The following is a 26,176-nucleotide window of genomic DNA, read 5'->3' as shown; positions in this document are numbered from 1 at the left end:
GCCGGGGAATCCCCGGCCCGCCGGCGGCGGCGCGTCAAGAAGAAACCGCCCACCGCCGGGTCGCTGCCTCGGCTGTGGGCGGTTCGGCGAAGCCGGGCGCCGTCCGGGGACGGCGCCCGGTCCCGGCTCAGGAGAGCATGTTCACCTTGTACTGCATGATCCGGTAGTTCTTCGGGTCGTACCACTGGCTGACGATGATGTGGAAGTTGCCGAATGTCGAGCCGGGGACGACGAAGCCGCCGTAGGGGCTGCGGACGAAGTTGGCCGCCTCCGGGTCGGAGTGCACGATCATCGTCTGCTCCAGCGTCCTGGTGAGGTCCGCGGTCGGGAGCGGGAAGACCATCGCCCGGATCGACACCGGGTTCATGTTCAGCCAGGTGAGGACGTACTTGCCGTCCATGGCGCGGAAGCAGATCTCGCCCCACTTGCGGACGCCGAAGACCGTGGTCGGGGGCGCCCCCCAGCGCCAGCCGCCGTCGGCGTAGCCCCAGGGCTCGTAGGCGTTCGGGTCGCCGAGCCTCTCCTTGCGCACCCGGTGGAGCAGCATCCCCGAGTCCCGCTCCCGGTTGAAGACCGTGGACAGGACGTAGCACCACCCGTCGTCGGCCACCGCGTAGGTCTTCTGCTGGAACTGGCCGCCGTGCAGGTCGCCCGGCCACTGGCACAGGTACTCCCAGGTCTCGCCGTTGTCGGTCGAGCGCCAGAAGTCGGTGTGGTGGGTGTCATAGATGACGCCGCGCATGAGGTGCATGTACATGACGCCGTCCACGACGAACGCGTCGGACGGGATCGCCGTCGTGGCCCTGTTGGGGCCGGCCGGGTTGTGCGGCTCGTCGACCAGGGCCCTGGCGTGGCCTCCGCCGACGCTTCCGTCGATGCGCAGGTTGTTCACGTCGCCGTTGCTGGAGCGCAGGCCCACCGGGGCGCGCCAGTCGTCGGCGGGCTCGCCCGGGTTCGGCACGTGGTCGCCGTTGAAGGTGTCACCGCAGACGAACAGCATGGTGCCGTCGGGGCACCGCACGGGAATGCCGAGGTCGGTCCACGGCGAGGCGAACGGGCCGGTCTCGACCGGGCCGCTCAGGTTCTTCACCTTGACCGCGAGGGTCGGGCTGGACGGGTCGCCCGGCCCGCCGGCCGTCATCACCCTGGCCTGCCGCCCGTCCTGGCTGAACCCGACCCAGCCCGCGCCGACGGCCCCCGCGCCGAGGGCGACGCCGGCCCCCACCCGGAGGAGCTTGCGGCGGGAGAGACCGCTGGCGGCCGTGTCCTTGTCGTCCGATGGACGTGTCATCTGGCGATGCCTTTCAGGTCGACTCTCGTGCACTGGAGATGCCCTTGGCGCCGCAGCCCTTGGCGAGGATCGGTGGATCCCGGTCGTCCGGCGACAAGCTCAGAAGAACATCAATGTCTGTTTTACCGTAGATCGGTGCAGAGTCGCCAGGGAATCACGATCAGTGATCCGATTCCTCGCGGCGGACGAGCGTCACTCCAGGTTCAGGTTCCGGGGGACGTCGCCGGGGGTCAGATCGCGGCGGAGGCGGAGGAAGCGGGCGGAGTGGCGCCAGCGGCCGTGTTCCACCGCGGCGTCCACGCTGATCTCCGCGACGGTGTCCGGGGCCACGCGGATGTAGTGGATCGGGTCCCTGGTCGCGGGGAGGCCGCCCGCCCAGCCCGCGGGGAGGGGTTCGGGCCAGGGATGGTCCGCGCCCGCCGGGGACAGGGCTCCGGTCAGGGCCGCGCGTGCCCGGGGATTCAGCAGCGCGGTGCGGGCGACGACCCGCAACGTCCCGTCCGCCGTGTATCTGCCCAGGAGCAGGCTCTGCGGCTGTTCGAGGGTGCCGGTCACCCCGCCGATGAGCGCCTCGGTCGTCGTGCGGTGCTTCACCTTCCACCAGCCGCGCCTCCCCTCCTTGTAGGGGTCGCCCGCGGCCTTCACGACCAGGCCCTCGATGCCCTGCGCGACGAGGATCTCGAACCACAGGCGGGCCTCGCCCACGTCGCGGAGCTGCGGGCAGAGGACGATGCGGGACGTGCCGGGCAGGGCGTGCAGGACGCGCTCCAGCTCGGCGCGGCGGGAGGAGAGGGGGGCGGAGCGGTAGTCCGTTCCGCCGGTCTCCAGGACGTCGAAGACGACGTAGTGGCACGGCTCGGTGATCGGCGAGCCGGTGCGGCGGGTGACGTGGCGGCGTTGCAGGGCGGAGAAGTCCAGGCGGCCGTCGCCTCCCCACCGGACGATCTCACCGTCGACGACCGTGCCGGGCGGGATGGTCGCGGAGACGGCCGAGACGATTTCGGGGAAGGCCGCATCCAGGCGCTTGAGGCGGCGTGACCAGAGTTGGACATCGCCCTCCTCGCTCACGCGGGCGACGCAGCGGAAGCCGTCGAACTTGGGTTCGTAGCGGCACCCGCCTGAACAGGCCTTTTCCCGGGGAATGTGGTCGATCGCGGTCGCGGCCATGGGGGCGACGGGTCCGGTGATGCGCACCGCCTCCACCCCCGATCGCGCTCATGGCCGGGGTACCCGGCGGTGGCGCGGCGAGTGCCCTCGGGGACGGGTTTGGGCAGTTCATTGCCTCGCGCGGGCCCTGCCGAGGGTGCGAGTCAGACAAATGCGGGCGAGCTGTAACGTTCTGCACGACCCTGACGCTGAATGATCACCTGGGTCGGAATCTGAACGGGGAAGAATGCTCAAGCGCACTGTGATCGGGACGTCCCTCGCCGCCGTGGCGGTGGCGGGAACGGTGGTCTGGACGGTCTCGTCGACCTCGACGGCGACGACGGCGTCCGCGACCCGGCCGGGGCCGGGACGGGTCCACGCACGCCCGCTGGCGGACCTCGCCACCGCGGCCGCCGCGGGCCAGAAGGTCAAGGGGCTGCCCGCCGCGGAGACCGAACCGTTCAGCCTCGTCGGCGTCACCTGGAACAAGCCGCGCGAGGAGCTCAAGGGGACCGTCCGGCTCCGGACGCGGGACGCGAAGACCGGCCGCTGGTCGCAGTGGCGCACCCTGGAGCCGGAGCTGGCCGACGCCCCCGACCAGGGCGGCCGCGGCGGGACGAACGGGCTGTGGGTCGGTCCGTCCAACGGCGTCGACGTGCGCGTCACCGGGCAGAAGGGCCGCACGCTGCCGGACGGCCTGCGCGTCGACCTGATCGACCCGGGCGCCTCCGCCGCGACGGCGACACCGCGGGCGGCGGGACCGGCCGGCGGCGGGACCGGGATGAAGCTGGTGGCGGCGACCACGCCCCTCGCCGGCCCCGTCACCGCTCCGAAGCCGGCCATCGTGGCGCGGGCCGGATGGGGCGCGGACGAGTCCCTCGTCAAGGAGGCGCCGGAGTACGACGCCTCGGTCAAGGCCGCGTTCGTCCATCACACCGACACGGGCAACGGGTACTCCTGCACCGAGTCGCCGTCGGTGATCCGGTCGGTGTTCCTGTACCACGTGCAGAGCCAGGGCTGGAACGACATCGGCTACAACTTCCTCGTCGACAAGTGCGGCACGATCTTCGAGGGACGGGCCGGGGGCGCCGACCGTCCCGTCCACGGCGCGCACACCTACGGCTTCAACACCGACACCACCGGGATCGCCGTCCTCGGCACCTACACCGCCGCGAACGACCCGACCACCCCCGGCGTCGCGCCCACCAAGGCCGCCCTGGACGGCACCGCGAAGATCGCCGCGTGGAAGCTCGGGCTGACCGGGGTCGACCCCACGGCGAAGACGACGCTGACGTCGGCCGCCCCCGACGGGACGGGCGGGAAGTACCCCTACGGCCAGAAGGTCGAGTTCAACACGATCTCCGGGCACCGCGACGGGTTCGCGACCGCGTGCCCGGGCGCGCAGCTCTACTCCGCGCTGCCCGCCGTCCGGACGGCCGCCAAGCAGATCACCGTCCCGGCGCTGAGCGCCACCGTGACCGGCGCCACCGCCGCGGGGGGCCGCTACTACACCAAGAGCACGGCCACGCTGAACTGGACGCCGGCCGACGGCGCGACCTACACCGTCAGCGTGGACGGCGCGACGGCCGCGACACCGGCCGCCGGGGCCGCCTCCGCCACGGTGACGCTCGCGCCCGGGACGCACTCGGTCCAGTTGAACGCCGCCTTCTCCGACGGGACGACCTCGGCGTCCCCCGTCTTCACGATCGTCGCGGACACGACGCGCCCCGTCATCTCGTCCCAGGCGCTGTCGCTGCGCAAGGGGACGGTCAACAGCGGCGCGTGGCCCGTCTCGCTCACCTGGAAGGCCAGTGACAACGGCGTTCTCAGCTCGCTGAAGGCCACGTCGCCCGCGGCCAAGACGTTCCCCACCACCACGACGCAGTGGTCCGCGGTGTCCAAGCCGGGCACGACCCAGACCTGGACGCTGGCCGCCACCGACGCCGCGGGCAACGCCGGCACCTCCAGCCTGAGCCGCTACACCGGCGGCCAGACCGAGGGCGCCGCGCGCCGCACCGGCACCTGGGGCGTCAGCACGACCAGCTCCTACCTGGGCGGGCGCGGCATGTACAGCAAGTACCGGGGCGCGAGCGCGAGCTGGACGTTCACCGGCCGCACCGCGGGCCTGATCTTCAAGCGCGCCTCCTACCTCGGCGCCGTGTACGTCTACGTGGACGGCGTCAAGATCGGCACGCTGGACACCAGGGCGTCGACCACGGCGTACCGCCAGCTGCTGTGGACGCGCACCTGGAGCGGCAGCGGCACGCACACCATCAAGATCGTCGTGGCGGGCACCTCGGGCCGTCCCATGGTCGGCATCGACGGACTCGCCTACCTCCGCTGACGCCCGCGGGTCGGCCCCGGCGGGCCGGGGCCGACCTAGGGTGTGTGGAGTGACTGAGGAGTCGTGGCGTGATCGCGTGATCGCGGAGTGCCTGGCCAAGCCGGGCGCGCTGGAGGACTATCCGTTCGGCGACGAGGTGGCCGTCTTCAAGGTCGCCGGACGGATGTTCGCGCTGGTGCCGCTGGGAGCGTCGCCGCCCAGCGTCAGCCTCAAGTGCGATCCGGAGCTGGCCGAGGAGCTCCGCGCCCGGCACGCCGCGATCGCGCCCGGGTACCACCTCAACAAGAGGCACTGGAACACCGTCGTCCTCGACGGCTCCGTGCCCGACGAGGAGGTGTGGGAGCTGGTCGACCACTCCTACGACCTCGTGGTCGCCAAGCTCACCCGCGCCCAGCGTTCCCGGCTCTGAGCGTCTCAGCCGATCACGGACGGAATCGACCTTTACCTGCCTAGGGCCTTTTGCACGAATAAGGCCCGATTCTAGACGGTCTTCCCTTTTCTCCCGTTTAGTCGATCCCTAAAGATCACCCCTTGTCGAGGTCGGCATATGTTGCGCAATCTCGTATTCCGTGTACGGTATTCCCGTGGCGATCATCAGACGCCGCGAACAAACGAAACAGAAAAGGGAAAGCCATGTCCAGGATCTGGACCCCGGGCGCGGACGCGTCCGGTTTCGACCCCCGCAGCATCAGGCGCGGGCTCGACGAGTACCTCCCCCGCTGCGAGCAGGAGCTGATCGGCATCCGCCGTGACCTCCACGCGCACCCGGAGGTCGCGTTCAAGGAATTCCGCACGACCCAGATCATCGTCGACTTCCTGTCGGCGATCGGCCTCCGGCCGTGGGTCCTGCCCAACGGCACCGGCGTCATCTGCGACATCCGCGGTGGCGACGGACCGATGATCGCGCTGCGCGCGGACATCGACGCGCTGCCCCAGAAGGACACCAAGCTCGTCTCCTACCGCTCGACGGTGGAGGACGCGGCGCACAACTGCGGCCACGACGTGCACACCGTCATGTTGCTGGGCGCGGGGCGCTTCCTGGCGATGCTGGCCGAGGCCGGCCTGCTCCGCGGCACGGTCAGGCTCATCTTCCAGCCCGCCGAGGAACTCCCCGGCGGCGCGCGGAACGTGATCGCGGCCGGCGCGCTGGACGGGGTGCGGCGCATCTTCGCGCTGCACTGCGACCCGGCGCAGGAGGTCGGCTTCCTCGGTCTGCGGACCGGAGCGATCACGGCGTCCTACGACAAGATCCTCATCCGGGCCACCGGGGCGGGCGGCCACACCGCACGGCCGCACCTGACCGGCAGCCCCATCCGGGCCCTGGCGGCCATGGTGGAAGAGCTGTCGGCGGTGCTCGACCAGAGGTTCGACGCGCGTTCCGGCCACGAGCTGGAATGGGGTCGCATCCAGTCGGGCCTGGCGGCGAACTCGATCCCCATCGTGGGAGAGCTCGAAGGGACGCTGCGCTGCCTGGACCCGCAGCACCGGCGGTCGGCGCTCGACGCGCTGCCGGCGCTGGTCGGCCTGGTGGCCGAGCTGCACAGGGTCGAGGCGGAGCTGATCACCACGCTCGGCCTGCCGCCCACGGTGAACGAGGCGACGAGCGTGGAGATCTTCCGGCACGCCGGTGGTCTCGCGCTCGGCGAGGACAAGATCGGCCCCACGGGGCAGAGCATGGGTGGGGAGGACTTCTCCCTCTACCTCGAACTGGTCGACGGCGCCCTCGGGCGCTACGGCGTGCGCAAGCCCGGCACGCCGAAGTACGACCTGCACCAGGGAGGTTTCGACGTCGACGAGAGCTGCATCGCGCGCGGCGTCGACCTGGAGGTGCACATGGCGCTGACGGCTCTGGACCACGCGTGGTCTGAGGCCTGACGCACCGGCCGGCCGTGATCGACCACGCGTCGGTCACGGCCAGGGGCCCGGCTCACGCCGGGCCCCTGCTGCTCTTCTCCGAAATTTCTTCCGGAGGAGCGATGAATCGATGAGCTCCCCGCGGTACACACCTCGACCGATCGAAGTCGAGAAGGGGATCATGCGATGAACAGCGACGACAACACCGTCCGCGAAGTGTTCGATCGGCTGTACAAGGCGTGGGGCGACGGCGACGCCGACGCGTTCGCCGACCTCTACGCCGAGGACGCGACCGTGGTGATGCCCGGCGTGTTCAACCGCGGCCGCGAGGCGGTGCGCGACTTCATGGCGGCCGGGTTCGCCGGGCCGCTCAAGGGCTCCCGGGGCGTGGACGAGCCGCAGGACGTCCGCGTGCACGGTGACACCGCCATAGTCGTCAGCAAGGCGGGCATCATCATGGCCGGGGAGCAGGAGGTCCCGCCGGAGCGGGAGCGGGTCGCCACCTGGGTCCTGTCGCGGCGGGACGGGCGGTGGCTCGTCGCCGCCTACGCCAACGCGCCCGCACGCTGACCGGAGGACCACCGTGGACGAGGAACTCGACTCCTACCGGCGCGAACTGCTGGTGCACTGCTACCGGATGGTCGGCTCGGTGCACGAGGCGGAGGACCTCGTCCAGGAGACGATGCTGCGCGCGTGGCGGGCCCGGGACCGCTACGAGCCGCGGCTGGCGTCGGTCCGCACCTGGCTCTACAAGATCGCGACGAACGTGTGCCTGACGGCGCTGCGGGGGCGGGCCCGGCGCCCGCTCCCGTCGGGGCTCGGCGGCCCGAGCGACGACCCGGACGCGCCGCTGACCCCGGCGTTCGAGGTGCCGTGGTTGCAGCCGTTCCCGGACGCGCTGCTGGACGACCCGGCGGCGCGGGTCGTGCGGCGCGGCAGCCTGCGGCTGGCGCTGGTGGCGGCGATGCAGGCGTTGCCGCCGAAGCAGCGGGCCGTGCTCATCCTGCGGGACGTGCTGGAGTTCGGCGCGGCCGAGGCGGCGGAGCTGCTGGAGACGACTCCGGCCGCGGTGAACAGCGCCCTGCAGCGCGCACGGGCGGGGCTGGCCGGCGTCGCGCCGGAGGAGGAGATCGCCGAGCCGGACGACGCGGAGGTCGGCGCCGTCCTCGACCGGTACGTGCGGTCGTTCGAGGCGGCCGACGTCGACGGCCTGGTGGCGCTGCTCACCGACGACGCCGTCATGGAGATGCCGCCCGTGCCGCTCTGGTATCGCGGGCGGCGCGACTACGGGCGGTTCATGGCGCGGGTGTTCGCGACGGCGGGCTCCGACTGGCGGATGGCGCGGACGTCCGCCAACGGGCAGCCGGCCCTTGTCGCCTACCACCTGTCCGAGGGCGCGTACCGGCTGCACACCCTCCAGGTCTTCACCGTGACTCCGCGGGGTGTGGCGCGCAACGTCGTCTTCCAGGACGCCCGGGTGTTCGCCGCGTTCGAACTGCCGGAGATTTTCGGCGGATGATGTCGATTCCGGGCCCGCGGGTTCGACCTCCTTTCAGAAGCCCTGAGAGGAGCACATCATGGACATCGCCCAGACGCTCACCGGCAGCGCCCGCCCGATCTGGCTGACCGGGGCCGCCGCGGCGCTCGCGGGATCCGTCGCCACCGAGCTGTTCGGCCTGGCCGCCCGCGCCGCCGGGGTCCCGATGGAGGCCGGCGGCGTCGGCGCCTCAGGCACCGACCCGATCACGGTCGGCATGTTCGCGATGGGGACGGTGATCTGCACCTTCTGGGGGACGATCCTCGCGATGCTTCTCGCCCGGTTCGCCAGGAAGCCGTCGCGGACGTTCGTGCAGGCGGCGGTGGCGCTGACGATCCTGTCGTTCACGACGCCCGTCGCCGCCGGGGCCACGGCGACCTCGACGAAGGTGATGCTGTGCGCCGCCCACGTCCTGGCCGCGGCGATCATCATCCCGATGCTCGCCCGCCGGCTCTCGGCCGCGGACGACTGAGTCACCGCGAGCGCGCCGCGCGCTCCGCGGCGGCGTGCCACCAGGCGGGCGGGGAGGGGCCGGTTACCCGCGACGTGGGCTGGTCGGGATGCAGACCGAGACGCCTGAGGGCCCCGGCGCGCACCTGGACGCTGTACCAGCCGCGCGCCCGCCCGTCGGAGTCCCGCCCGCAGGCGAGCCCTATCGTGACGTCGTCGAGCTCGAACGGCATCCAGTCGATGCCGCGGTCACGCAGTCAAGCCAGCAGCGCGGCGACCGGCCGCGGGCAGCCCCGGACGTTCTCGTACGTGACGACGGTGACCCACTCGCTCATGCGCCCATCATGCACCGGTGGACCGGATGCGGTCGAGGGCCGGGAGCGGGAACAGGTCGTAGGCGTAGTAGTCGACCGCGTCGGCGCCGGAGGCGCGGGCGGCGGCGGCCTTGGCGGACAGGTGGCCGGCCGAGGTCGTGTCGGGGTGGCCGGGTCGCAGGACGGCGCGGAGCGCGGTGTCCGGCCCCAGGGCGGCGCGGTAGGCGGCCACGTCCTCGCCCACGCGGACGGTGTCGTGGGCGTAGCAGAGGATCGCGTAGGACGGGACGGCCGAGCCGAGCGCCGCGGGATCCACGCCGATCCGCCAGGCGGAGTGGGCGGCCGGGGCACCGGTGGGACGTCCGTCGGCGTATCCCAGGACGGCGCCCGTGAGGTCGAGGAACGTCAGCTGTGAGCCCTCGGCGGCGACGGCCGCGGCGACCTCCGCGGCCAGCGAGGTGACGATCGGTGCGCGGGCGCGGGCGTACTCGGTGAGGACGCCGGGCAGGTCGGAGGCGGGTTGGCCGCCGTCCAGGACGTCCCCGGCCAAGCGGGCGGCGACGTCGCGGGCCTTCTCGGCGTCCGGGAGACGGGCCAGGCAGTGCGCGCAGAAGCACAGGCCCAGTGCGAACTCGGCGGCGGGGCCGAGGTCCACGAAAGAGCGTTCGTGATGGTAGCCGTGGCCGAACGTCCCGAAGTGCAGGGATTCCGCGACGACGGAGTCCACGCCTTGGCGGGCGATGGCGCGGCCCAGTGCGACGGCATAGGCGCGGACGTCCGGGTGGGACGGGCACAGGTCGGCGGGCGCGGCACGGTCGCCGAAGCAGTTCTCTTGCGTGACGTCCGGAAAGGCCAGGCCGAGCGTGGTGTTGTGCAGGAAAACGCCCCAGCCATGCAGGGCGACACCGAGCTCGCGGGTCTCGTCCCTGAGCGCCCGTATGGGCTCGCGGTCGGCGCCCTTCTGCACCGGCGGCACCAGCCGGAGGCCGTCGAAGAGGTCGCCCAAGGGGAAGTGGACGCCGTCATGCCGGAACGTCACGCGCGCTGAGCCGTGCGGTGTCACGTCGCGGGCGCGGTGGTAGGCGGCGCCGATCGTGATGGACGAGACGCCGTGGGAGAGGATCCGCGCGGCGCCGGCACCGCGCGGACCCTCCACCATGGCGAAGAGGGACGAGTCCATCAGCTCTTCTTGTAGGCGACGAAGTCGATCTCGACGAGGATGTTCATCAGCTGCGAGCCCACGGTGGTGCGCACCGGGTAGGGCTTGGTGAAGTGCTCCCGGTAGACCTCGTCGTAGGCGGCGAAGTCGCGGTGGAGGTCCTGGAGGTGGACGGTCGACTTCACCACGTCGTCGAGGCCGAGCCCGTGCTCGGCCAGGATCGCGGCCAGGTTGGCGAGGGTCTGCCGGGTCTGCGTGGCGACGTCCGTGCCCACGATCTCGCCCGTCTTCGGGTCGAGCGGCCCCATCCCGGACGTGTACACGAAGTCGCCGACCACGAGCCCCTGCGAGTAGGTGCCGACGGGCGGGGCGGAGTCCGCGCTGCGAATCTCGCGCTTGCTCATATCTGTCTCCTCATCTGTGAAGCCACTTATCGGGTGACGTCGTTCTCCGCGGTTCTCAACAGTTCCAGATCGGCGCGGCTGGGCAGGCCCTCCCAGTCGCCGCGGACGGTGACGGCGTAGGCGCCCGCGGCCGTCGCGGTGGCCAGGCGGGTGGCGACGGGCAGGCCGCGGACGAACTCGGCGAGGTAGCCGGCGGCGAACGCGTCCCCGGCGCCGACCGGGTCCACGACGGGGACCCGGTGGGCGGGCTGGACGTACAGCCGCCCCTCGCAGAACGCGACCGCCCCGTCGGCGCCCCGCTTGACCAGGACGTCGCCGGGGCCGAGCGCGGACAGGGCGGTGGCGAGCGCGGCCGGGTCGTCGCCGGGCACGACGAGGCGCGCCTCCTGCTCGGTCGCGAACACCAGGTCGGCGCGCTTGACCAGGGTGTGGAGGCATTCCCCGGCCTCGGCGGGCGTCCACAGCGCCGACCGGTAGTTGAGGTCGAGGGAGACGGGGACGCCCGCGTCCCGCGCGGTCTCGACGGCGTCGTCCAGGGCCTGGCGGGCGGTGTCGCTGATGGCGGCGGTGATGCCCGTGACGTGCAGGACGCGCGCGGTCCTGATCAGGTCGTGCGGGACGTCGGACGGGCGCAGCCGCGAGCCCGCGCTGCCCGTCCGGTAGTACTGGACGCGGGTGAGGGTGCCCGAGCGGCGCTCCTTGAACAGCAGCGCCGTGGGCGCGGTCCCGTCCACCACCGTGTGACCGAGCCGGACGCCCTCCCCGGCGAGCGACGTGGTGATCAGCCGGCCGAACTCGTCGTCGCCGACGCGGCCGAACCAGGCCGCGCTGCCGCCGAGCCGCGCCAGCCCGATCGCCGTGTTCGACTCGGCGCCGCCGATGCCGAGGTCGAGCGAGCGGGCGTGCCGCATCGGCCCGACGGCGGGGTTCTCCAGCCGCGCCATGGTCTCGCCGAACGTGACGAGGTCGGGGCTCATCGGGCGGCCTCCTCCGGGGCGCGCTCCCGCGGGGCGGCCGTGGCGAGCAGCGCCCGCGCGCGGTCGGCGAGCGCGGTGAGGGAGCCGCCGTCGAGGGCGTCGCCGATGAGGGAGCCCCCGGCGCCGACCGCGATCGCGCCGGCCGCGAGGTACTCGGCGGCGGTGTCCGGGCCGACGCCGCCCGTCGGCAGCAGCCGGACGTCCCGGAACGGCTCGGCGAGGTCGCGCAGGTAGCGCGGCCCGAACGCGTTCGCCGGGAAGATCTTCACGGCGGTGGCGCCGAGGTCCCAGGCGCGGGCGACCTCGTTCGGGGTGAGGGCGCCCGGGTAGTAGCGCAGGCCCCGGTCGCGGGCCGCCTCGGCGACCTCCGCGCGGGTGTCGGGGGCGACGAGGAAGGACGCGCCGGCGTCCGCCGCGGCCTCCGCCTCCGCGCGGGTCCGGACCGTTCCGGCGCCGACCTCGACGCCGGCGGGCAGCCGGTCGCGGGCCGCGCGCAGGGCGTCCAGGGCACCCGGGGTGTTCAGGGTGACCTCCAGGCAGCGGACGCCGGCGGCGACCAGCGCGTCCAGGACGTCGGCGACGCGGTCGGCGCGGCGGCCGCGCACGACCGCGACCACGCCGGTCGCGGTCAGCGCGGGTCCCGGCGCCAGGCGGGGGATCATGGGGTTCCCTTCTCGGAGGTACCGGTCAGAAGTAGGTGCGGATCAGGTCGACCACCGTGTGGTCGTCGTCCACGACGGGGATGACCTGCCACTTGTCGAAGGCCGTGCAGGGGTGGGAGATCCCGAAGCAGATCAGGTCCCCCGGACGCACGGAGGCGTCGCCCGTCGCGACGTAGGCGTGGTGGTCGTTGGTGTCGGTGACGCGCATGCCGTCCGCGGGGGCGGTCGTCCCGTCCGCCCTGCGGATCCGCAGGGGGACGGGCAGGCCGGCGTCGTAGGGGGCCTCCCGCTTGCCCATCCCGGCGATCGCGAGGCCGGGCTCCGGGACGGACGTGACCTGCGCCCAGATCTCCAGCGCGGCGTCCAGCGAGCCGGGGACGCGGTTGAACGGCGTCCGCTCGGTGTAGATGCCGTCGTCGTGGGAGACGTAGGCGCCGCTGCGCAGGACCACGGTGAGGTCGTGGCCGGGCAGCCAGTCGCCCGCGAGCTTCTCGGCGACCTGGTCGAAGTAGGCGCTGCCGCCCGCGGTGACGACGACGTCGCGGGGGAGCAGCGGGGACAGCCGGGCGGTCGCGTCGCGCAGCGCGCCGAGGTAGGCGCCGGCCGCGACGACGTCCGGCAGCCCGCCCTCGTACCCGGCGACGCCGGCGAGTTCCGTGCCGGGCGCGTCGGCGACGGCGCGGGCGACGGCGGCCAGTTCCTCGACGGTGCGGCAGCCGGTGCGGCCGTTCGCGTGCCCGAGTTCGACGAGCACCCGGAAGGGGCGCTCACCGGCCGCCGCGGAGATCGCCGCGACACCCTCGGCGGAGTCGGCGTACAGCAGGAACTCCATGCCGCGGTCGATCTCGCCGCCGAGCCAGCGCAGCGCGGTCGGGTCGAGCAGCTCGTTGGCCAGCAGGATGCGGGGGACGCCGAACGTCCGGTAGGCGAGCACCTGGTTGGCCGTCGCGGCGGTGATGCCCCAGGCGCCCGCGTCCAGCTGGGCCTGGAACAGCGTCGGGGCCATGGACGTCTTGCCGTGCGGCGCGAACGCGAGCCCGTGCTCCCGGCAGTACGCGGCGAGCGCCGCGATGTTGCGGTCCAGCGCCGTCCGCCGCGCCACCATGACCGGCCAGGTGAACGGGCCGCCGAACAGCGGGTGCCGGGCGGCGGCGAACTCCTCCAGGGGGACGGGCGGCCCGGGCAGCCAGAGGCCCTTGGTCCGCCAGTCGACGTGCTCGCCGGGAATGGTGAGGCTCACGGCTGGTTCCCTTCCTGCGGGTCGTGACGCGACGTGTCGTCGCGGGGCCGGTCGGGGCGGCGGCGGGACGGACGGGACGAGCCGAGCACGCGGGAGATCTCCAGGCCCGTCCGCTCGACCATCGGCCCGACCTCCCGGACCCGCGCCGGCGTCATCCGGGACGTCAGCCCGGACACGCTGAGCGCGCCCACCGCCCGGTCGGTGTGGTCGAAGATCGGCGCGGCGACGCAGCGGACCTCGGGCTCGTTCTCCCGGTCGTCCACGGCGTACCCGGACAGGCGCACCCGCTCCAGCTCGGCGGCCAGCCGCGCCGGGTCGGTGATCGTCCGCTCGGTGCGCGCGGGCATGCCGGCCGCGACGACCGTCTGGAAGTCGTCCTCGCCGAGCCAGGCGAGGACGGCCTTGCCGACGGCCGTCCGGTAGGCGGGCATCCGCAGCCCGACGCGGGACGCCATCCGGACGTTGTGCTCGTTCTCCACCTTGTCGATGTAGACGACGTCGGGGGCCTCGTAGACGACGAGGTGGCACGTCTCCCCCACGAGGTGCTGGAGGCGGCGCAGCGGGTCGGCGGCGACCGACCGCATGTCCAGCGTCGACAGGTACGCCTGGCCGAGCCGCAGCGCGCCGTGCCCGAGCCGGAACCAGCCGGTCTCGCGGTCGCGGGTGAGCAGGTCGCCGTCGATGAGCGGCTGCGCGAGCCGCAGCACGGTGCTCTTGCTGATGCCGAGGTCGTCGGCGATGCGGGTCAGCGACACCCCGCGCGCGTCGGCGTGGTCGCGGACGTGGTCGAGGACGGCGAGCGCGCGGCGCAGCGACGACGACTGGTTCCTCGGTTTCGCCTGGTCGGTCGTCATGTGGTGCTCCCCGGAAGGAGCCCGCGGCGCAGGACGTCCCGCGCGGCGCGCAGGTGCCGCCCGGCGCGGGCGAGCGAGATCTCGTGGTGGCCCGGCAGCAGCATGTCGACCTCCAGCCCGGCGAGCCGCTCCAGGCTCGCGGCGTAGTCGGGGACGCGCGAGTCGTGCAGGTTCTGCAGCGAGATCCGCCCGCCGGTGAAGACGCAGTCCCCCGAGAACAGCGCGCGGCCCTCGGGCGCGTCAAGCAGATAGCAGGTGTGGCCGTCGGCGTGCCCGGGGGTGGCGACGGCCTGGAGGGCGACGCCTCCGCCGAGGTCGACGCGCTCCCCGTCCGCGATGGGGCGGACCGCCGGGCACGCCGGGAACGTGTAGCCCTCCGGGTAGACCCCGGCGGCCTTGCCGCGGTCGACGCTGAGCTTGTCCTCGTCGCCCGAGGCGATCCAGTCGCTCGCCGGTGCCCCCGCGCGAACGGCGAGCCCCTCGACGCCCCGGGCGAGGCTTGCGGCGCCGCCCGCGTGGTCGGCGTGCCCGTGGGTGAGCAGCAGGTGCCGCTCCCCCGCCGGCCCGGCCGCCGCGAGCATCCGCCGGGCGAGCAGCCCGGCGGACACCCCGGCGCCCGCGTCGACCAGTGCCGCGCCCCGCGACCCCCGCACGAGGTAGACGTGGCAGTCGAGCGGGTCGGTGAGGTCGAACCCGGCGGCCCCGCTGCCGACGAGTTCGACGTGCTGCGTCAGCCTCATGCCCGGCTCCCCAGGGAGCGGACGGTGTCGGCGACGATGCGCGCGGCGAGGTCCACGTCCGCCAGCGCGACGGACTCGTCGGCGGAGTGGGCGTCGGCGATGGAGCCGGGGCCGAAGACGACCGAGGGGATGCCGGCGCGGGCGAGCTTGCTGGCGTCGGTCCCGAACGGCATGCCCTGGACGGTCGCGGGACGTCCCGCCGCTTCCAGGGCGCGGCGGAGAGCGGCCGGGACCGGGCTGTCGGCGGGCGTGTCGAGGGCGTAGTCGACGGTGAACGGCTCGTCGACCTCGATGCGGCCCGGGATGAGCGCGGCCAGCTCGGCGCGGTCGCGGCGCCACACTTCGACGGGGTCCTCGCCGGGGAGGGTGCGGCGGTCGACGTCGATCTCGCAGCGGCCCGGCACCGTGTTCGGGCCCTCGCCGCCCCGGATCCGGGTGACGCAGCGGGTCGCCGTCCCGAGCAGCGGGTGCGGCGGGACGTCCGGCGCCGCCGCGCCGATGTGGTCGATCACGCGCGTCATGAGGGCGACCGCGTTGACGGCCTCGTCCGGCCGGGAGCTGTGCCCGGCCGTCCCGAGCGCGCGGACGGTGTAGCGGACGCAGCCCTTGTGCGCGGTGGCGGGGACGAGCCCGGTCGGCTCCCCGACGACGGCCCCGGCGAGTGGCGCGTCCCCGAGGTCGGAGATCAGGCCGAGGACGCCCTGGTAGGCGTGCTCCTCGTCCACGACACCGGCGAGGACGACACCGACCGGCGGCGGGTCCCCGGCCGCCAGTTCCGCCGCCGCCAGCATGAACGCCGCGAGTGGCCCCTTGGCGTCGCAGGCGCCGCGCCCGTACAGGCGGCCGTCCCGGATCGTCCCGGCGAACGGGTCGACGGTCATGCCGGTGGTCTCGACCGTGTCGAGGTGCGACTCCAGCAGCACCATGCGGGGGTCGCGTCCCGGCACGGTCGCGACGACGTTGGGACGTCCCGGCAGCACCTCCCGCAGCTCCGCCTTCACGCCGCGGGCGGTGAGCCAGGCCCGCACGTACTCGGCGACCGCGGCCTCCCCGAACCCGGGGCCGGACCCGGCGCGCGGGTTGACGCTGGCGATGCCGACCATCGCCTTGAGCAGTTCCCCCGATCGCGTCATCAGGACCGCCGTTCCCGCGCGTAGGCGAGCAGCAGCGCGATGATGAGCAGGCCGAGAACGATCTGCCGGACGCCCTCCGAGACGTTCCACGCGGCCAGCAGGGCGGTCAGCAGCGTCAGCAGCAGCGCGCCCGCGACGGTGCCGAGCACGTGCCCCCGCCCACCGAGGATGGACGTCCCGCCGAGCACGACCGACGCGATCGACAGCAGCTGGTACGGGTTGCCCATGGTGAGCGAGCTGGTGGAGGTGAACCCGAGCAGCACCAGCCCCGACACCCCGGCGAGCAGCGCGCACGCTCCGTAGGCGATGAACGCGGTGCGGGCGAGCGGGACGCCGGACGCGCGCGACGCCCGCTCCCCGTTGCCCAGCGCGAACACCCACCGTCCGGCACGGGAGGCGTGCAGCAGCCACGCGGCGACGGCGGTGAGGCCGAGCCACAGGACGAACGCGAGCGGGACGCCCGCGACGCGGTCGTTGGCCAGGGACGCCAGCATCGGCACCTTCGCCGACTTCGGCGACCCGTTGGTGTAGACGAGCAGCGCGCCGGCGACGATCGTGCCGGTGGCCAGCGTCATCACCATCGGCGGCACCCGGAGCCACGTCACCCCGGCGGCGTTGGCGAGCCCGACCAGCAGGCTCGCGGCGAGCGCGACGGCGACGCCCGCGGGCCCGCCCGAGCCGGCGGCGACCTGCGCGCACACCACCGCCGACAGCGCGACGACCCCGGACACCGACAGGTCGATGCCGCTCATCATGATCACGAGGGTCTGGCCGACGGCGACGATGCCGAGGAACGCGGCGGTCTGCGTCAGGTAGCGGACGCTGGAGACGCTGTCGAACCCCTTGGCGAACGCGATCGCGGCGATCCAGGTCACGATCAGCACGCCGAACGCCCAGGCGGCGCGGTTGTCCCGCAGCGCCGCCACGGGCCCGCGGGCGCCCGCGGTACGCGATAGCGCGGTCATCAGTCCGTCCTCTCCCTGGTCGCCAGCGTCTTGACGGCCATCGCCACGATCAGCACCGCGCCCTGCATGATCAGTTGGTAGAACGGCGACAGGCCGGTGAACAGCAGCAGGTTGGTCAGCAGGCCGATGAGCAGCGCGGCCAGCACGGTCGCGCGCATCTGGCCGACGCCGCCGAAGAAGCTGACCCCGGCGAGCACCGACGCGGCGATCGAGTTGAGCGTGTACGGGGTGCCGATCGTGGCGTCCCCGGAGCCGGTCTGGATCGCGAGGCCGATGCCCGCGAGGCCGATGAAGACGCCCGCGAGCGCGTAGGCGGAGATCTTCACCTTGCGGGTGCCGATGCCGCTGGCGTAGGCGCCGTGCTCGTTGCCGCCGACCGCGTACAGCGACAGCCCGAACCGGGTCGTCCGGACGAGCTTCCAGAGCAGCAGCACCAGGGCGATCGCCACGAACGGCAGCGCGAGGCCGTTCCAGCCGTTGTTGTACGCCTTGACCAGGCCGGACGGGACGCTCCCGCCGGGCTGGGGGAGGACCACGAGCGTGACGCCGCCCCACAGGAACGACGCCGCCAGCGTCACGATGATCGGCGGCAGCCCGGCGTAGGCGACGAGCACGCCGTTCGCGGCGCCGGTCGCGGCGGCGGCGGCCAGGGCCAGGCCCGCGGCGGCCAGCACGCCGTCCTCGGCGCGCACGGCGAACACCGCCATCGCCAGCGACAGCACCGCGCCGAGCGACAGGTCGATGCCGCCGGCCAGCATGACGGTGCTCTGCCCCATCGCCGCCAGGATCAGCGGCAGGAACTGCGCCGACAGGATCGTGATCGACGCGGGGGTGAACACCTGCGAGTCGTAGTGGCTGTAGACGGCGAGCAGGACGACCAGCAGCGCGCCGAGGCCCGCCATGTCGAGGTTGCCGCGCAGTGCGGCGGTGAGGCGGTCAGGCATGCGCCACCGCCCCGGTGACGGAGGCGCGGACGAGCCGCTCCTCGGTGAGGTCGCCGCCGGAGAGCCGGTCCACGACCGCGCCCTCGTACATGACGGCGACCTCGTCGCACAGGCCGACGAGTTCCATGGTGTCTCCCGAGGTGACGAGGACCGCCACGCCGCTGTCGGCCAGCCGGCGGAGCAGGTGGTAGATCTCGCGCTTGGTGCCGACGTCGATGCCGCGGGTCGGCTCGGCGAGCAGCAGGACCCGCGGTTCCGAGGGCAGCCAGCGGGCCAGCGCGACCTTCTGCTGGTTGCCGCCCGACAGCCGGCGCGCCTCCTGCTCCGGGCCGGTCACCTTGATCCGCATGCGTTCGACGAGGTCGGCGACGAGCCGGGCCTCGGCGCCGCGGTCGACGGTGCCGAGCCGGCGGCCGGGCGTCACGACGCCGAGGTTGGTGAGCGACAGGTTGGCCCGGACGGTCTGCGCCACGTGCAGGCCCTCGACCTTGCGGTCCTCCGGGACGTAGGCGACGCGGCGGCGGATCGCCTCGCGCGGGGACGCCAGGCGCGCGGGACGCCCGTCCACCTCGACCCGGCCGGTGTGCCGGACGAGCCCGAACAGGGCGCGCAGCACCGCCCGCTGCCCCTGCCCCTGGAGGCCGCCGAGGCCGATGATCCGGCCGGGTTCGAGGTCGAGGTCGACGCCGGCGCAGGCGCCGGGGACGGTCAGCCCCCGCGCGCTCAGCACCGGCCCGCCCGCGGGGACCGGGGTCGCGGCCTCCGCGGAGTCCTCGGCGGCCCGCCTTCCATCGGCGATCTCCCGCTCGGACGGGATGGCCGCGGCGTCGCCGCCCGCCGGGGCGGCGCCCGCCTCCCCGGCCTTCGGCGGGAACAGGTCGGACAGCTCCCGGCCGATCATCAGGTGCACGATGTCGTCGTGGCCCGTCTCCGCGCGCTCGCGGGTGGCCATGACCTCGCCGTCCTTGAGCACGGTCAGCCGGTCGGCGACGGCGAACAGCTCGCCCATCCGGTGACTGACCATGATCACCGACGAGCCGGCCGCGCGCAGCTCGTCGACGACCTTGAACACGCACGCGACCTGGTCGTCGTCCAGGGCGGACGTCGCCTCGTCCAGGATCAGCAGGCGCGGGGACGAGGCGAGCGCCTTGGCCAGCTCGACGAGCTGCTGCTGGCCGAGGGGGAGGCGTCCCGCCCGGGCCAGCGGGTCGGCGTCCAGGCCGACCCGCGCCAGCAGCGGCCGGGCGCGCCGGACCAGGTCGCGGCGCAGGACGAGCCCGCGCCGCGCCGGCCACTGGCCGAGGAACACGTTCTCCGCGACGGTCTGGTGCGGGTTGAGGCTGAGCTCCTGGTGCACCGAGCCGATCCCGAGGGCCCGAGCACGGTGCGGGGACCAGGCGCTGACCGGCGCGCCGTCGTAGACCACGCGTCCGGAGTCGGGCGACAGGAGCCCCGTGATGAGCGAGAGGACGGTGCTCTTGCCCGCGCCGTTCTCACCCACCAGGGCGAGGACCTCACCGGCGCGGACGTCGAAGCTCACCTCGTTCAGCACGCGGTTGCCCGCGAAGGACTTGGAGACCCGCTCGACGGCCAGGAGTGTCATCGCTACTTGCCGATCAGCTTGTCGATCTCGGACTGCGGCAGCGCCTGGATCGGGTAGGAGTCGTCCGGCTGGTCGGCCTTGACGTACTGGTCCAGGTTCTCGTTCGTGATCTTGGGCAGCGGCACCATGATCTGGTTCGGCACCGTCGCGCCGCCGGCCTTGGCGACCGCCGCGCGCAGCGCGATCACGCCGAGGTAGTTCGGCTGGGCGGTGGACAGCGAGGAGAACCCCGCGGCCTGGTTGTCCTTCCAGAGCTTGAGGAACCCGTTGTAGTTCTCGCCGGTGATCGGGACGAGCTTCTTCTTCTGCTTGACGAGGGTCTGGAGCGCGGCGGCCGAGAGCGCGCCGCCCTGCGAGAACACGCCGTCGATGTCGGGGTTGGCGGAGTAGGCGGAGGCGAACGCCTGCGCGGCCGGGGCGAGGTTGTACTCGCTGTGCACGTTGGAGACGACCTTGACGCCCGGGTACTGCTTGAGGCCCTCCTGGGCGCCCTGCCAGCGCTCCTCGCTGACCGCGACCCCGGCCGGGCCGTTGAACGCGATGATCTTGCCCTTGCCGCCCAGCTTCTCGCCGAGCCACTGCCCCATCATCCGGCCCCACTCCTTCTGGTCGGTGCCGACGCGCACGACCTTGTCGGAGGTGACCAGGCTGTCGAAGTTGGCGACCGTGATGCCGGCGTTCGCGGCCTGCTCCAGCGCCGGGTTCAGCGCGGTGGACGACCCGGCGTCCACGAGGATCACGTCGTACTTCTGCTGGATCATCGCCCGGATCTGGGCGATCTGCTGGGAGGTGTCGCCGTTGGCGTTGAACACCTGGTAGTCGGCGACCTTGCCGTCCTGCTTCAGCTGGGCGACGTCGTCCTTCAGCATCTTGTCGGTCTGCTGCATCCACGACGGGGTCAGGTAGATCGTGGACCAGCCCACCTTGAGGGCCTTGGACTTTCCGGCGGAGGCGGACGAACCGCCGTCGCCGGAATCGACGCCGCACGCGGCGGTGGCGGCCAGCGTGCCCAGCGCCGTGACGGCCACGGCGGCGCGCGTGAACCTACCGATCATGAGGGACTCCTTGTGCTGGTCCGGGCCCGGACGGGCCTCGGCGAACTGGGCGGGGGGTGGCTTGGGGATCAGGCGGGTGTGAGGGCCCGTCCCGGCGGTGTCGCGTACTCGGCGAGAACTCCGCCGGACAGGACGGGGACGCCGTTGACCACGACGTGCTCCACGCCTTCGGCGGGCACCCTGGGTCTTTCGTAGGTGGCGCGGTCGGTGACGGCGGCCGGATCGACCACAGCGAGGTCGGCGGCGCGGCCGGTCTCGACGCGGCCCCGGTCGGCGAGCCGGAACCGGTCGGCGGCGCGGCCGGCCAGGTGCACGGCGGCCTGCTCCCACGTCCAGTCGCCGAGCTCCCGGACGTGCCGCCCGAGCATCCTTGCGAACGCGCCCCACCCGCGCGGATGCGGATGCCCGCCCTGGTAGATGGCGTCCGATCCGGTCGTCTGGGCGTGGTGCCGCAGCAGCGCCCGCACCGACTCCTCGCTGTTGGTCGGGGGCTGCCCGAACACGCACCCGGCCTCCAGCCGGGTCGCGACGAGCAGATCGCAGCAGAACGCGCCGGGGCCCGAACCGGCCCGCTCGGCCGCGTCCGGCAGGCTCATGCCCTCGGCCCACCGGAACTCGTCGGCGGGGACGTGCGAGAGCGTGATCCGGGGCCACACCTCGGGGCGGTGCGCGAACCAGTCGCGCTCCAGCCTGTCCCGGACGGACGGGTCGGCGAGCGCGTCCAGCGTGGCGTCCAGGTCGGCGATGGGAAGCCAGTCCGGCAGCGTGACGAGCGTCAGCGTGCTCGATCCCCGCAGGTAGGGGTAGTTGTCGAAGGTCAGGTCGATGCCCTCGGCGCGCGCGCCGTCCACGAGGGCGACCAGCTCGTCGCCGGGGCCGTGGTAGTGCGAGACGTGCGGGGCGACCCGTCCGGCCCGCGCGATCTCCAGCACCTCCGCCATCGCCGCGCCGGCGGCGGACTCGTACCCGCGCATGTGCGTGACGTAGGGCAGCCCGGCCGCGCCGACCGGCGCGCACAGCGCCGCGATCTCGGCGGCGCCGGCGTAGGCGCCGGGCACGTACTCCAGCCCGGTGGACAGCCCGGCCGCCCCTTCGGACAGGCCGCGCTCGACGTGCGCCCGCATGGCCGCCAGCTCGCCGGGCTCCGGCGCGCGCCGCGCGGTCCCCATGACGCCGTGCCGGATCGTCCCGTGCGGCAGGAGGTAGACGGTGTTGAGCGGGGTGCGCCGGTCGTACCCGGCGAGCAGTTCCGCGACGGTCACCGGCCCGCCGTCCAGCCCGGGGTGCGGGCCGTTGACCGGCGCGAAGTACCGGCTCACGTAGCGGAGCGTCTCGGCGCCGGCGGGGGCGTAGGAGACCCCGTCCTGGCCGAGGACGAACGTGGTGACGCCCTGCCGCAGCGCGGCGAGCTGCACGTCGGGGTCGAACACGGCCGCGTCGCCGTGGACGTGGGTGTCGATGAAGCCCGGCATGACGTACCGGCCGGTCGCGTCGATCACGGAGGACGCCCGCGCGCCGTCCAGGGCGCCGACCGCGGCGATCCGTCCGGCGGTGACGGCCACGTCCGCGCGGCGCCCGGGAGCCCCGGTGCCGTCCAGCACCGTCCCCCCGCGAACCAGCAGATCGTACATTGGACCTCATTCACCCCAACGAGCACGTAACCGGACTTCAGTGCCGGTAGTCGTGGAGGTTATGGGGCGCGCCGAGCACGGCACCAGATTTGCAACACATGATTTTGCACTGCACAACTACCACTTGACCTGCGACGTTACCCGAAGCCAGCGGTGAGGAGCGCAGACGCGCGACGCCTACGCCTTGGGACGGCGCAGCAGGTACGGCCGCACGCGCCCCAGCCCCTGCAACGGGCGGGGACGCAGACCGGAGGCGTCGTAGGGCCCGGACGGCAGCGCCGAGACCAGGCCGGCGTCGGCCAGGACCGTCCCCGGATAGGCGGTGGACGTCAGGCGCGCGGCCATGTTGACGGGCGTACCGAACACGTCGCCCAGCCGCTGGATGACCTCGCCGTAGGCGAGACCGACGCGGACCTTGGGGAAGTCGGGGTCCTCGTTGAACCGCTCCGCGACGCGCAGCCCGATCTCCGCGGCGGCGCCGGCCGCGGGCGCGACGAACAGGACCTCGTCGCCGAGCGTCTTGACGACGCGGCCCCCGCACTCGGCGACGATGTGCGTGACGGCCCACTCGAAGCGCTCGACGAAACCGGCCAGCGCGTCGCCGTCGAGGCTGCGGCTCAGCCGGGTGAACGACACGACGTCGGCGAACCCGACCGCGAGGAGCGCGACGCCCGCCGCGGGGTCGGCCCGCGCGGCGGCGGTGGACGCGGCGGCGCGCATCCCGGCGGCGGTGAGCTGGCGGCGCCAGCCGTGCAGCAGCAGCCGCTCGAACGAGGGCCGCAGCTCCTCGGTGGCGACCAGAGCCGCGGTGACCAGGTCGGACGTCACCGGCTCCTCGGACGGCAGGGCGCCCAGCCGCTGGAGCCACACGTCGCCGAGCCAGCTGGCGAGCCGCCCCATGGTCTGGCCGACGGCGCGGACCAGCTGGAGCACCGTCTCCTCGTCCACCAGGTCGTGGGACAGCACCCCGCGGATCTCGACGAGCGCGGCCACGTCGCCGTCGGTGAAGGCGACCTCGTCGTCCGGCGGGACGGGGAAGCCGAGCGCCTGCCAGATGCGCCGCGCGAAGTCGTCCGAGACCCCCGCCCGGGCCTCGACCTCCCGGCGCGTGTAGCGCAGGGGGCCGCCGAGGAGGGTCTCCTCGATGTCGTCCGCCATGCGGGCAACCCTATGTGCCATTGATCGATGTAACAATGAGGTGGGGGTAAGATCACGGCGGTCACGACGACACGAGCCGGCGGACGGGGATGGCCGAGTACCGAATCGACGAGCTGGCGCGCCTGGCGGGCAGCACGGTGCGCAACATCCGCGCCTACCAGGACCGCGGCCTGCTGCCGCCGCCCCGCCTCGAAGGCCGGGTCGGCATGTACGACGACACGCACCTGGCGCGGCTCCGGCTGATCGGCAAGCTGCTCGCCCGCGGCTACACCTTCGCGATCATCAAGGACCTGCTGGGCGCCTGGGAGACCGGCAAGGACGTCGCCGAGGTGCTCGGGCTGGAGAAGGTCCTCACCGACCCGTGGTCGGACGAGATCCCCGGCACCGTCGCCTACGAGGACCTGGTCGCGAAGTTCGGCTCCGGCCTGGACGAGGACCAGGTCGCCCGCACCCTGGAACGGACGGTCGAGCTCGGCCTGATCGAGCCGGACGGGGACAAGTACCGCGTCCCGAGCCCGCGGCTGCTGCACGTCGGCGCCGAACTCGTCGCCGCCGGCATTCCGCTGGACTCCGTCCTCGACATCGCCGGGCAGATCCGCGCCGACTGCGACGTGATCGCCGGGCGGTTCGTGAACCTCGTCCAGGAGCACGTGTTCACGCGGCTTGAGGGGCCCGTCCCGGACGGCGAGGAGGTGGGCGAGGTCGCGGAGGTGGTCCGCCGGATGCGTCCGCTGGTGAAGATGGTCGTCGACCCGTTCATCGCGCGGGCCATGGAGGCCCGCGTCCAGGCGGCGCTCGGCGACCACCTCGAAATGATCAGGGACGCCCTCGGGCGGCGGCCCGCCGGCGACTGAGCCGCTACAGCAGCGTCGCGCCCCAGACCACCTTCACCTCGTGCGGCGAGCCCTCGGAGTCGGTGAAGGTCAGCGTGCCCTGCCCCGGCAGGCCGATGAGCGCCGTGCGCAGCGTCAGCGTCAGGCTCGTCGTGCCGTCCTCGGGCATGCCGCCCTGCATCTGCGACAGGATCAGCTGGTTCGACGACGTCATCGCCGTCCACGACACCGGGCCGCTCTTCGCCTCGAGGTCGACCCGGGCGGTCTTGGTCCCGTACATCTCGACCTTCGCGGGATTGACCACCAGGACGCCGGGCGGTTTGGGCGAGCTGGACGGCGGCACCGGCTGCTGCGGCGTCGGCGACGGACCCTCCGGGCTCTCCTGGTTCTTCTCATGGGTCTGCGGGTCGGGCGGCGGCTGGCCGGGACGGGCCTGCGCGCCCCCGCCGGGCCCCTGCGGCGCCTGCCTGCCGTGCCCCTGGCCCTCCGGCCTCTCCTGCGTGATCGAGGGCGCCGGATGCGTCCGGAACGGCGGCCACGACAGCGTCCCCCCGCCGATCCCGGGCCCCATCACGACCGCGATGGCGAGGGCCGCGGCCAGCGCGCCCACCATGCCGCCGCCGGTGAACAGCCACCGGCGCGTGAACGCCGACGGCACGTCCGGCTGGCTCGGCAGGCCGGACGGGGTCAGCGTCCCGCCGCGCGCCGCGATGTCGGCGCGGTAGCCCGCCAGCTCGGGATCCGTCGCGGTGTGCATGACGCGGTGCCGCAGCGCCGCGGGCAGCACCGGCGCGGGCGCCCGGCGCAGCAGCGCGGCCGCGGTCACCCCCGCCCGCGCACGGCAGTCGTCGCAGCCGGCGGCGTGCAGCTCGGTTTCGGGATCGATCGGGGAGACCTCGCCGCGGCGGCGCGCACGCCACCACGGCCCCTTGACCGGCTCCGCCGGAGGGGGCTCCTCCGGGCGGTCCGGAGCCCGCGCCGCCAGGACGGGGATCGCCGCGGACCGGGACTCCCCGGCCGTCCGCGCGGCGGCGGCGCACGCGCGTCCCGCGCGGCCGATCTCCCGCTGCAGGGCGGCGTCGAGCTGGGCCCGCGCCCTGCGCACCCGCGCGGCGGCCCGCCGCGCCGACAGGCCGAGCGTCGCCCCGAGGCGTGCCGGGCGCAGGCCGTGCCGGTGCGTCAGGAGCATCACCTCCTGGTCGACGGGCTCCAGCCGGGACAGGCTCGCGCGCAGAAGGTCGTGGAGCTCGTCCGACCGCGGCCGGTCCGGCGCCGGGTCGCCGTCCTCGGCACGGTCGAGAAACGGCGTGTCGGAGAACTCGCCGTCCCGGTCCCAGAACAGCACCTTCGGGCGGCCGCGGCGGATGCAGCGGCGCCGCGCCGCGCCGTACAACCAGGAACTCAGATACAGGTGGTCGCGCATTCGGGGAGCGCGGCGGCAGGCGTCGATGAACGCGTCATGGACGATGTCGGCGGACGCTTTCCCGTCCCCCGACATCGACAGCGCGTAATCGTAAAGGCGCTCGCCGTATTCGTCGTAGAGCGCGGCCAGTGCCGCCTCGTCACCCTCGTTCAACCCCTTGACAAGCGTGCGGTCGGCTGTGGGGGCGGAGGTGGACAACCTGGGCATTCACGCTCCCGGCAGCGGAGTGTGGAAGTTGCCCCCATAGGGGCCATCCGGACAATCGGCCCACCTTGCATACACCCCCGAACCCCGCCCGCACCACTTGATCGACTGAAATCGCCATGAAAGTAACAGGCAGTGAGTAATCACGCCTCTGCGTGACCACCCGATCAATGACTCGGCGTCAGAATCCCCTAACCGAAGCGGTGTCAATCGGCACGCCGCACCTCCAGATCACCACCTGCGCACGCCCGCCGA

At 73.3% G+C, this 26,176-nt stretch carries 25 protein-coding genes; 7 read left to right on the top strand and 18 right to left on the bottom strand.

Going from position 1 to position 26,176, the window contains the following annotated elements; translation table 11 throughout:
- Nucleotides 1-127: 127 nt before the first annotated feature.
- The gene (locus AB0C84_RS38815; RefSeq protein WP_361075997.1) at nucleotides 128-1,291 is read right to left on the bottom strand and encodes a DUF4185 domain-containing protein; all 1,164 of its coding nucleotides are present in this window, start codon (nucleotides 1,289-1,291) and stop codon (nucleotides 128-130) included.
- A 192-nt stretch (nucleotides 1,292-1,483) separates the two neighbouring features.
- Entirely contained in the window at nucleotides 1,484-2,485 is a 1,002-nt protein-coding gene (locus AB0C84_RS38810; RefSeq protein WP_361075994.1) for an ATP-dependent DNA ligase, read from the bottom strand.
- A 199-nt stretch (nucleotides 2,486-2,684) separates the two neighbouring features.
- Between AB0C84_RS38810 and AB0C84_RS38805 the strand changes: the two genes are divergently transcribed.
- From AB0C84_RS38805 to AB0C84_RS38780, 6 genes are all read left to right on the top strand, one after another.
- Nucleotides 2,685-4,781 carry a peptidoglycan recognition protein gene (locus AB0C84_RS38805; RefSeq protein ID WP_361075991.1) on the top strand — a complete coding sequence of 699 codons (2,097 nt, stop codon included), beginning with the start codon at nucleotides 2,685-2,687 and terminating at the stop codon, nucleotides 4,779-4,781.
- A 49-nt stretch (nucleotides 4,782-4,830) separates the two neighbouring features.
- Complete coding sequence (locus tag AB0C84_RS38800) at nucleotides 4,831-5,190, top strand: MmcQ/YjbR family DNA-binding protein (protein WP_361075988.1); 360 nt, start codon at nucleotides 4,831-4,833, stop codon at nucleotides 5,188-5,190.
- Between the two features lie 224 nt (nucleotides 5,191-5,414).
- Entirely contained in the window at nucleotides 5,415-6,656 is a 1,242-nt protein-coding gene (locus AB0C84_RS38795) for an amidohydrolase (RefSeq protein WP_361075986.1), read from the top strand.
- 165 nt (nucleotides 6,657-6,821) lie between these two features.
- Entirely contained in the window at nucleotides 6,822-7,205 is a 384-nt protein-coding gene (locus tag AB0C84_RS38790; protein WP_361075983.1) for an SgcJ/EcaC family oxidoreductase, read from the top strand.
- Between the two features lie 13 nt (nucleotides 7,206-7,218).
- Nucleotides 7,219-8,154: a sigma-70 family RNA polymerase sigma factor gene (locus tag AB0C84_RS38785; protein WP_258940158.1), complete on the top strand. Its 936-nt coding sequence runs from the start codon at nucleotides 7,219-7,221 to the stop codon at nucleotides 8,152-8,154.
- A gap of 58 nt (nucleotides 8,155-8,212) precedes the next feature.
- Nucleotides 8,213-8,644 (top strand): DUF6069 family protein, encoded by a 432-nt coding sequence (locus AB0C84_RS38780; protein WP_361075980.1) that lies wholly within the window; start codon nucleotides 8,213-8,215, stop codon nucleotides 8,642-8,644.
- A gap of 1 nt (nucleotide 8,645) precedes the next feature.
- On the opposite strand, the gene AB0C84_RS38775 is transcribed toward AB0C84_RS38780, so the two are convergent.
- The 15 genes from AB0C84_RS38775 to AB0C84_RS38705 form a co-directional block, all read right to left on the bottom strand.
- A complete protein-coding gene (locus AB0C84_RS38775; RefSeq protein WP_361075978.1) occupies nucleotides 8,646-8,855 on the bottom strand; it encodes a hypothetical protein in 210 nt (69 codons plus the stop codon).
- A 109-nt stretch (nucleotides 8,856-8,964) separates the two neighbouring features.
- Nucleotides 8,965-10,116, bottom strand: coding sequence for a hypothetical protein (locus tag AB0C84_RS38770; protein ID WP_361075975.1), 1,152 nt, complete (start codon nucleotides 10,114-10,116; stop codon nucleotides 8,965-8,967).
- Nucleotides 10,116-10,499 (bottom strand): Rid family detoxifying hydrolase, encoded by a 384-nt coding sequence (locus tag AB0C84_RS38765; RefSeq protein WP_258940161.1) that lies wholly within the window; start codon nucleotides 10,497-10,499, stop codon nucleotides 10,116-10,118. Before AB0C84_RS38765 ends, AB0C84_RS38770 begins: the two co-directional genes overlap by 1 nt.
- Nucleotides 10,500-10,525: 26 nt before the next feature.
- Nucleotides 10,526-11,476: a sugar kinase gene (locus AB0C84_RS38760; RefSeq protein ID WP_339156016.1), complete on the bottom strand. Its 951-nt coding sequence runs from the start codon at nucleotides 11,474-11,476 to the stop codon at nucleotides 10,526-10,528.
- Nucleotides 11,473-12,138 carry a bifunctional 4-hydroxy-2-oxoglutarate aldolase/2-dehydro-3-deoxy-phosphogluconate aldolase gene (locus AB0C84_RS38755; protein ID WP_361075972.1) on the bottom strand — a complete coding sequence of 222 codons (666 nt, stop codon included), beginning with the start codon at nucleotides 12,136-12,138 and terminating at the stop codon, nucleotides 11,473-11,475. The genes AB0C84_RS38760 and AB0C84_RS38755 overlap by 4 nt, the downstream gene beginning before the upstream one ends.
- A 25-nt stretch (nucleotides 12,139-12,163) precedes the next feature.
- A complete protein-coding gene (locus AB0C84_RS38750; protein WP_361075969.1) occupies nucleotides 12,164-13,378 on the bottom strand; it encodes an alanine racemase in 1,215 nt (404 codons plus the stop codon).
- The gene (locus AB0C84_RS38745) at nucleotides 13,375-14,232 is read right to left on the bottom strand and encodes an IclR family transcriptional regulator (RefSeq protein ID WP_361075966.1); all 858 of its coding nucleotides are present in this window, start codon (nucleotides 14,230-14,232) and stop codon (nucleotides 13,375-13,377) included. The genes AB0C84_RS38750 and AB0C84_RS38745 overlap by 4 nt, the downstream gene beginning before the upstream one ends.
- The gene (locus tag AB0C84_RS38740; RefSeq protein ID WP_361075963.1) at nucleotides 14,229-14,972 is read right to left on the bottom strand and encodes an MBL fold metallo-hydrolase; all 744 of its coding nucleotides are present in this window, start codon (nucleotides 14,970-14,972) and stop codon (nucleotides 14,229-14,231) included. Before AB0C84_RS38740 ends, AB0C84_RS38745 begins: the two co-directional genes overlap by 4 nt.
- Nucleotides 14,969-16,105, bottom strand: coding sequence for a M20 family metallopeptidase (locus tag AB0C84_RS38735; protein ID WP_361075960.1), 1,137 nt, complete (start codon nucleotides 16,103-16,105; stop codon nucleotides 14,969-14,971). The genes AB0C84_RS38740 and AB0C84_RS38735 overlap by 4 nt, the downstream gene beginning before the upstream one ends.
- Entirely contained in the window at nucleotides 16,105-17,070 is a 966-nt protein-coding gene (locus AB0C84_RS38730; RefSeq protein WP_361075957.1) for an ABC transporter permease, read from the bottom strand. Before AB0C84_RS38730 ends, AB0C84_RS38735 begins: the two co-directional genes overlap by 1 nt.
- Nucleotides 17,070-18,014: an ABC transporter permease gene (locus AB0C84_RS38725; RefSeq protein ID WP_361075954.1), complete on the bottom strand. Its 945-nt coding sequence runs from the start codon at nucleotides 18,012-18,014 to the stop codon at nucleotides 17,070-17,072. Before AB0C84_RS38725 ends, AB0C84_RS38730 begins: the two co-directional genes overlap by 1 nt.
- Nucleotides 18,007-19,617, bottom strand: a complete 1,611-nt coding sequence (locus AB0C84_RS38720; RefSeq protein ID WP_361075951.1) for a sugar ABC transporter ATP-binding protein — start codon at nucleotides 19,615-19,617, stop codon at nucleotides 18,007-18,009. Before AB0C84_RS38720 ends, AB0C84_RS38725 begins: the two co-directional genes overlap by 8 nt.
- 2 nt (nucleotides 19,618-19,619) lie before the next feature.
- Nucleotides 19,620-20,672: an ABC transporter substrate-binding protein gene (locus AB0C84_RS38715; RefSeq protein WP_361075948.1), complete on the bottom strand. Its 1,053-nt coding sequence runs from the start codon at nucleotides 20,670-20,672 to the stop codon at nucleotides 19,620-19,622.
- A gap of 68 nt (nucleotides 20,673-20,740) precedes the next feature.
- Nucleotides 20,741-22,303, bottom strand: a complete 1,563-nt coding sequence (locus tag AB0C84_RS38710; RefSeq protein WP_361075945.1) for an amidohydrolase family protein — start codon at nucleotides 22,301-22,303, stop codon at nucleotides 20,741-20,743.
- 177 nt (nucleotides 22,304-22,480) lie between these two features.
- Complete coding sequence (locus tag AB0C84_RS38705) at nucleotides 22,481-23,461, bottom strand: adenylate/guanylate cyclase domain-containing protein (protein ID WP_361075942.1); 981 nt, start codon at nucleotides 23,459-23,461, stop codon at nucleotides 22,481-22,483.
- Between the two features lie 89 nt (nucleotides 23,462-23,550).
- Between AB0C84_RS38705 and AB0C84_RS38700 the strand changes: the two genes are divergently transcribed.
- Nucleotides 23,551-24,315: a MerR family transcriptional regulator gene (locus tag AB0C84_RS38700; protein ID WP_361075939.1), complete on the top strand. Its 765-nt coding sequence runs from the start codon at nucleotides 23,551-23,553 to the stop codon at nucleotides 24,313-24,315.
- A 4-nt stretch (nucleotides 24,316-24,319) separates the two neighbouring features.
- Here AB0C84_RS38700 and AB0C84_RS38695 read toward each other — a convergent pair whose 3' ends face one another.
- Complete coding sequence (locus AB0C84_RS38695) at nucleotides 24,320-25,924, bottom strand: sigma-70 family RNA polymerase sigma factor (RefSeq protein ID WP_361075936.1); 1,605 nt, start codon at nucleotides 25,922-25,924, stop codon at nucleotides 24,320-24,322.
- Nucleotides 25,925-26,176: the final 252 nt, after the last annotated feature.

It is taken from the genome of Actinomadura sp. NPDC048955 (assembly GCF_040649435.1).
GTDB classification, from domain to species: domain Bacteria; phylum Actinomycetota; class Actinomycetes; order Streptosporangiales; family Streptosporangiaceae; genus Spirillospora; species Spirillospora luteofluorescens.
The sequence above is the reverse complement of the archived record's forward strand: the minus strand, read 5'-3'. Positions and strand labels throughout refer to the sequence as shown.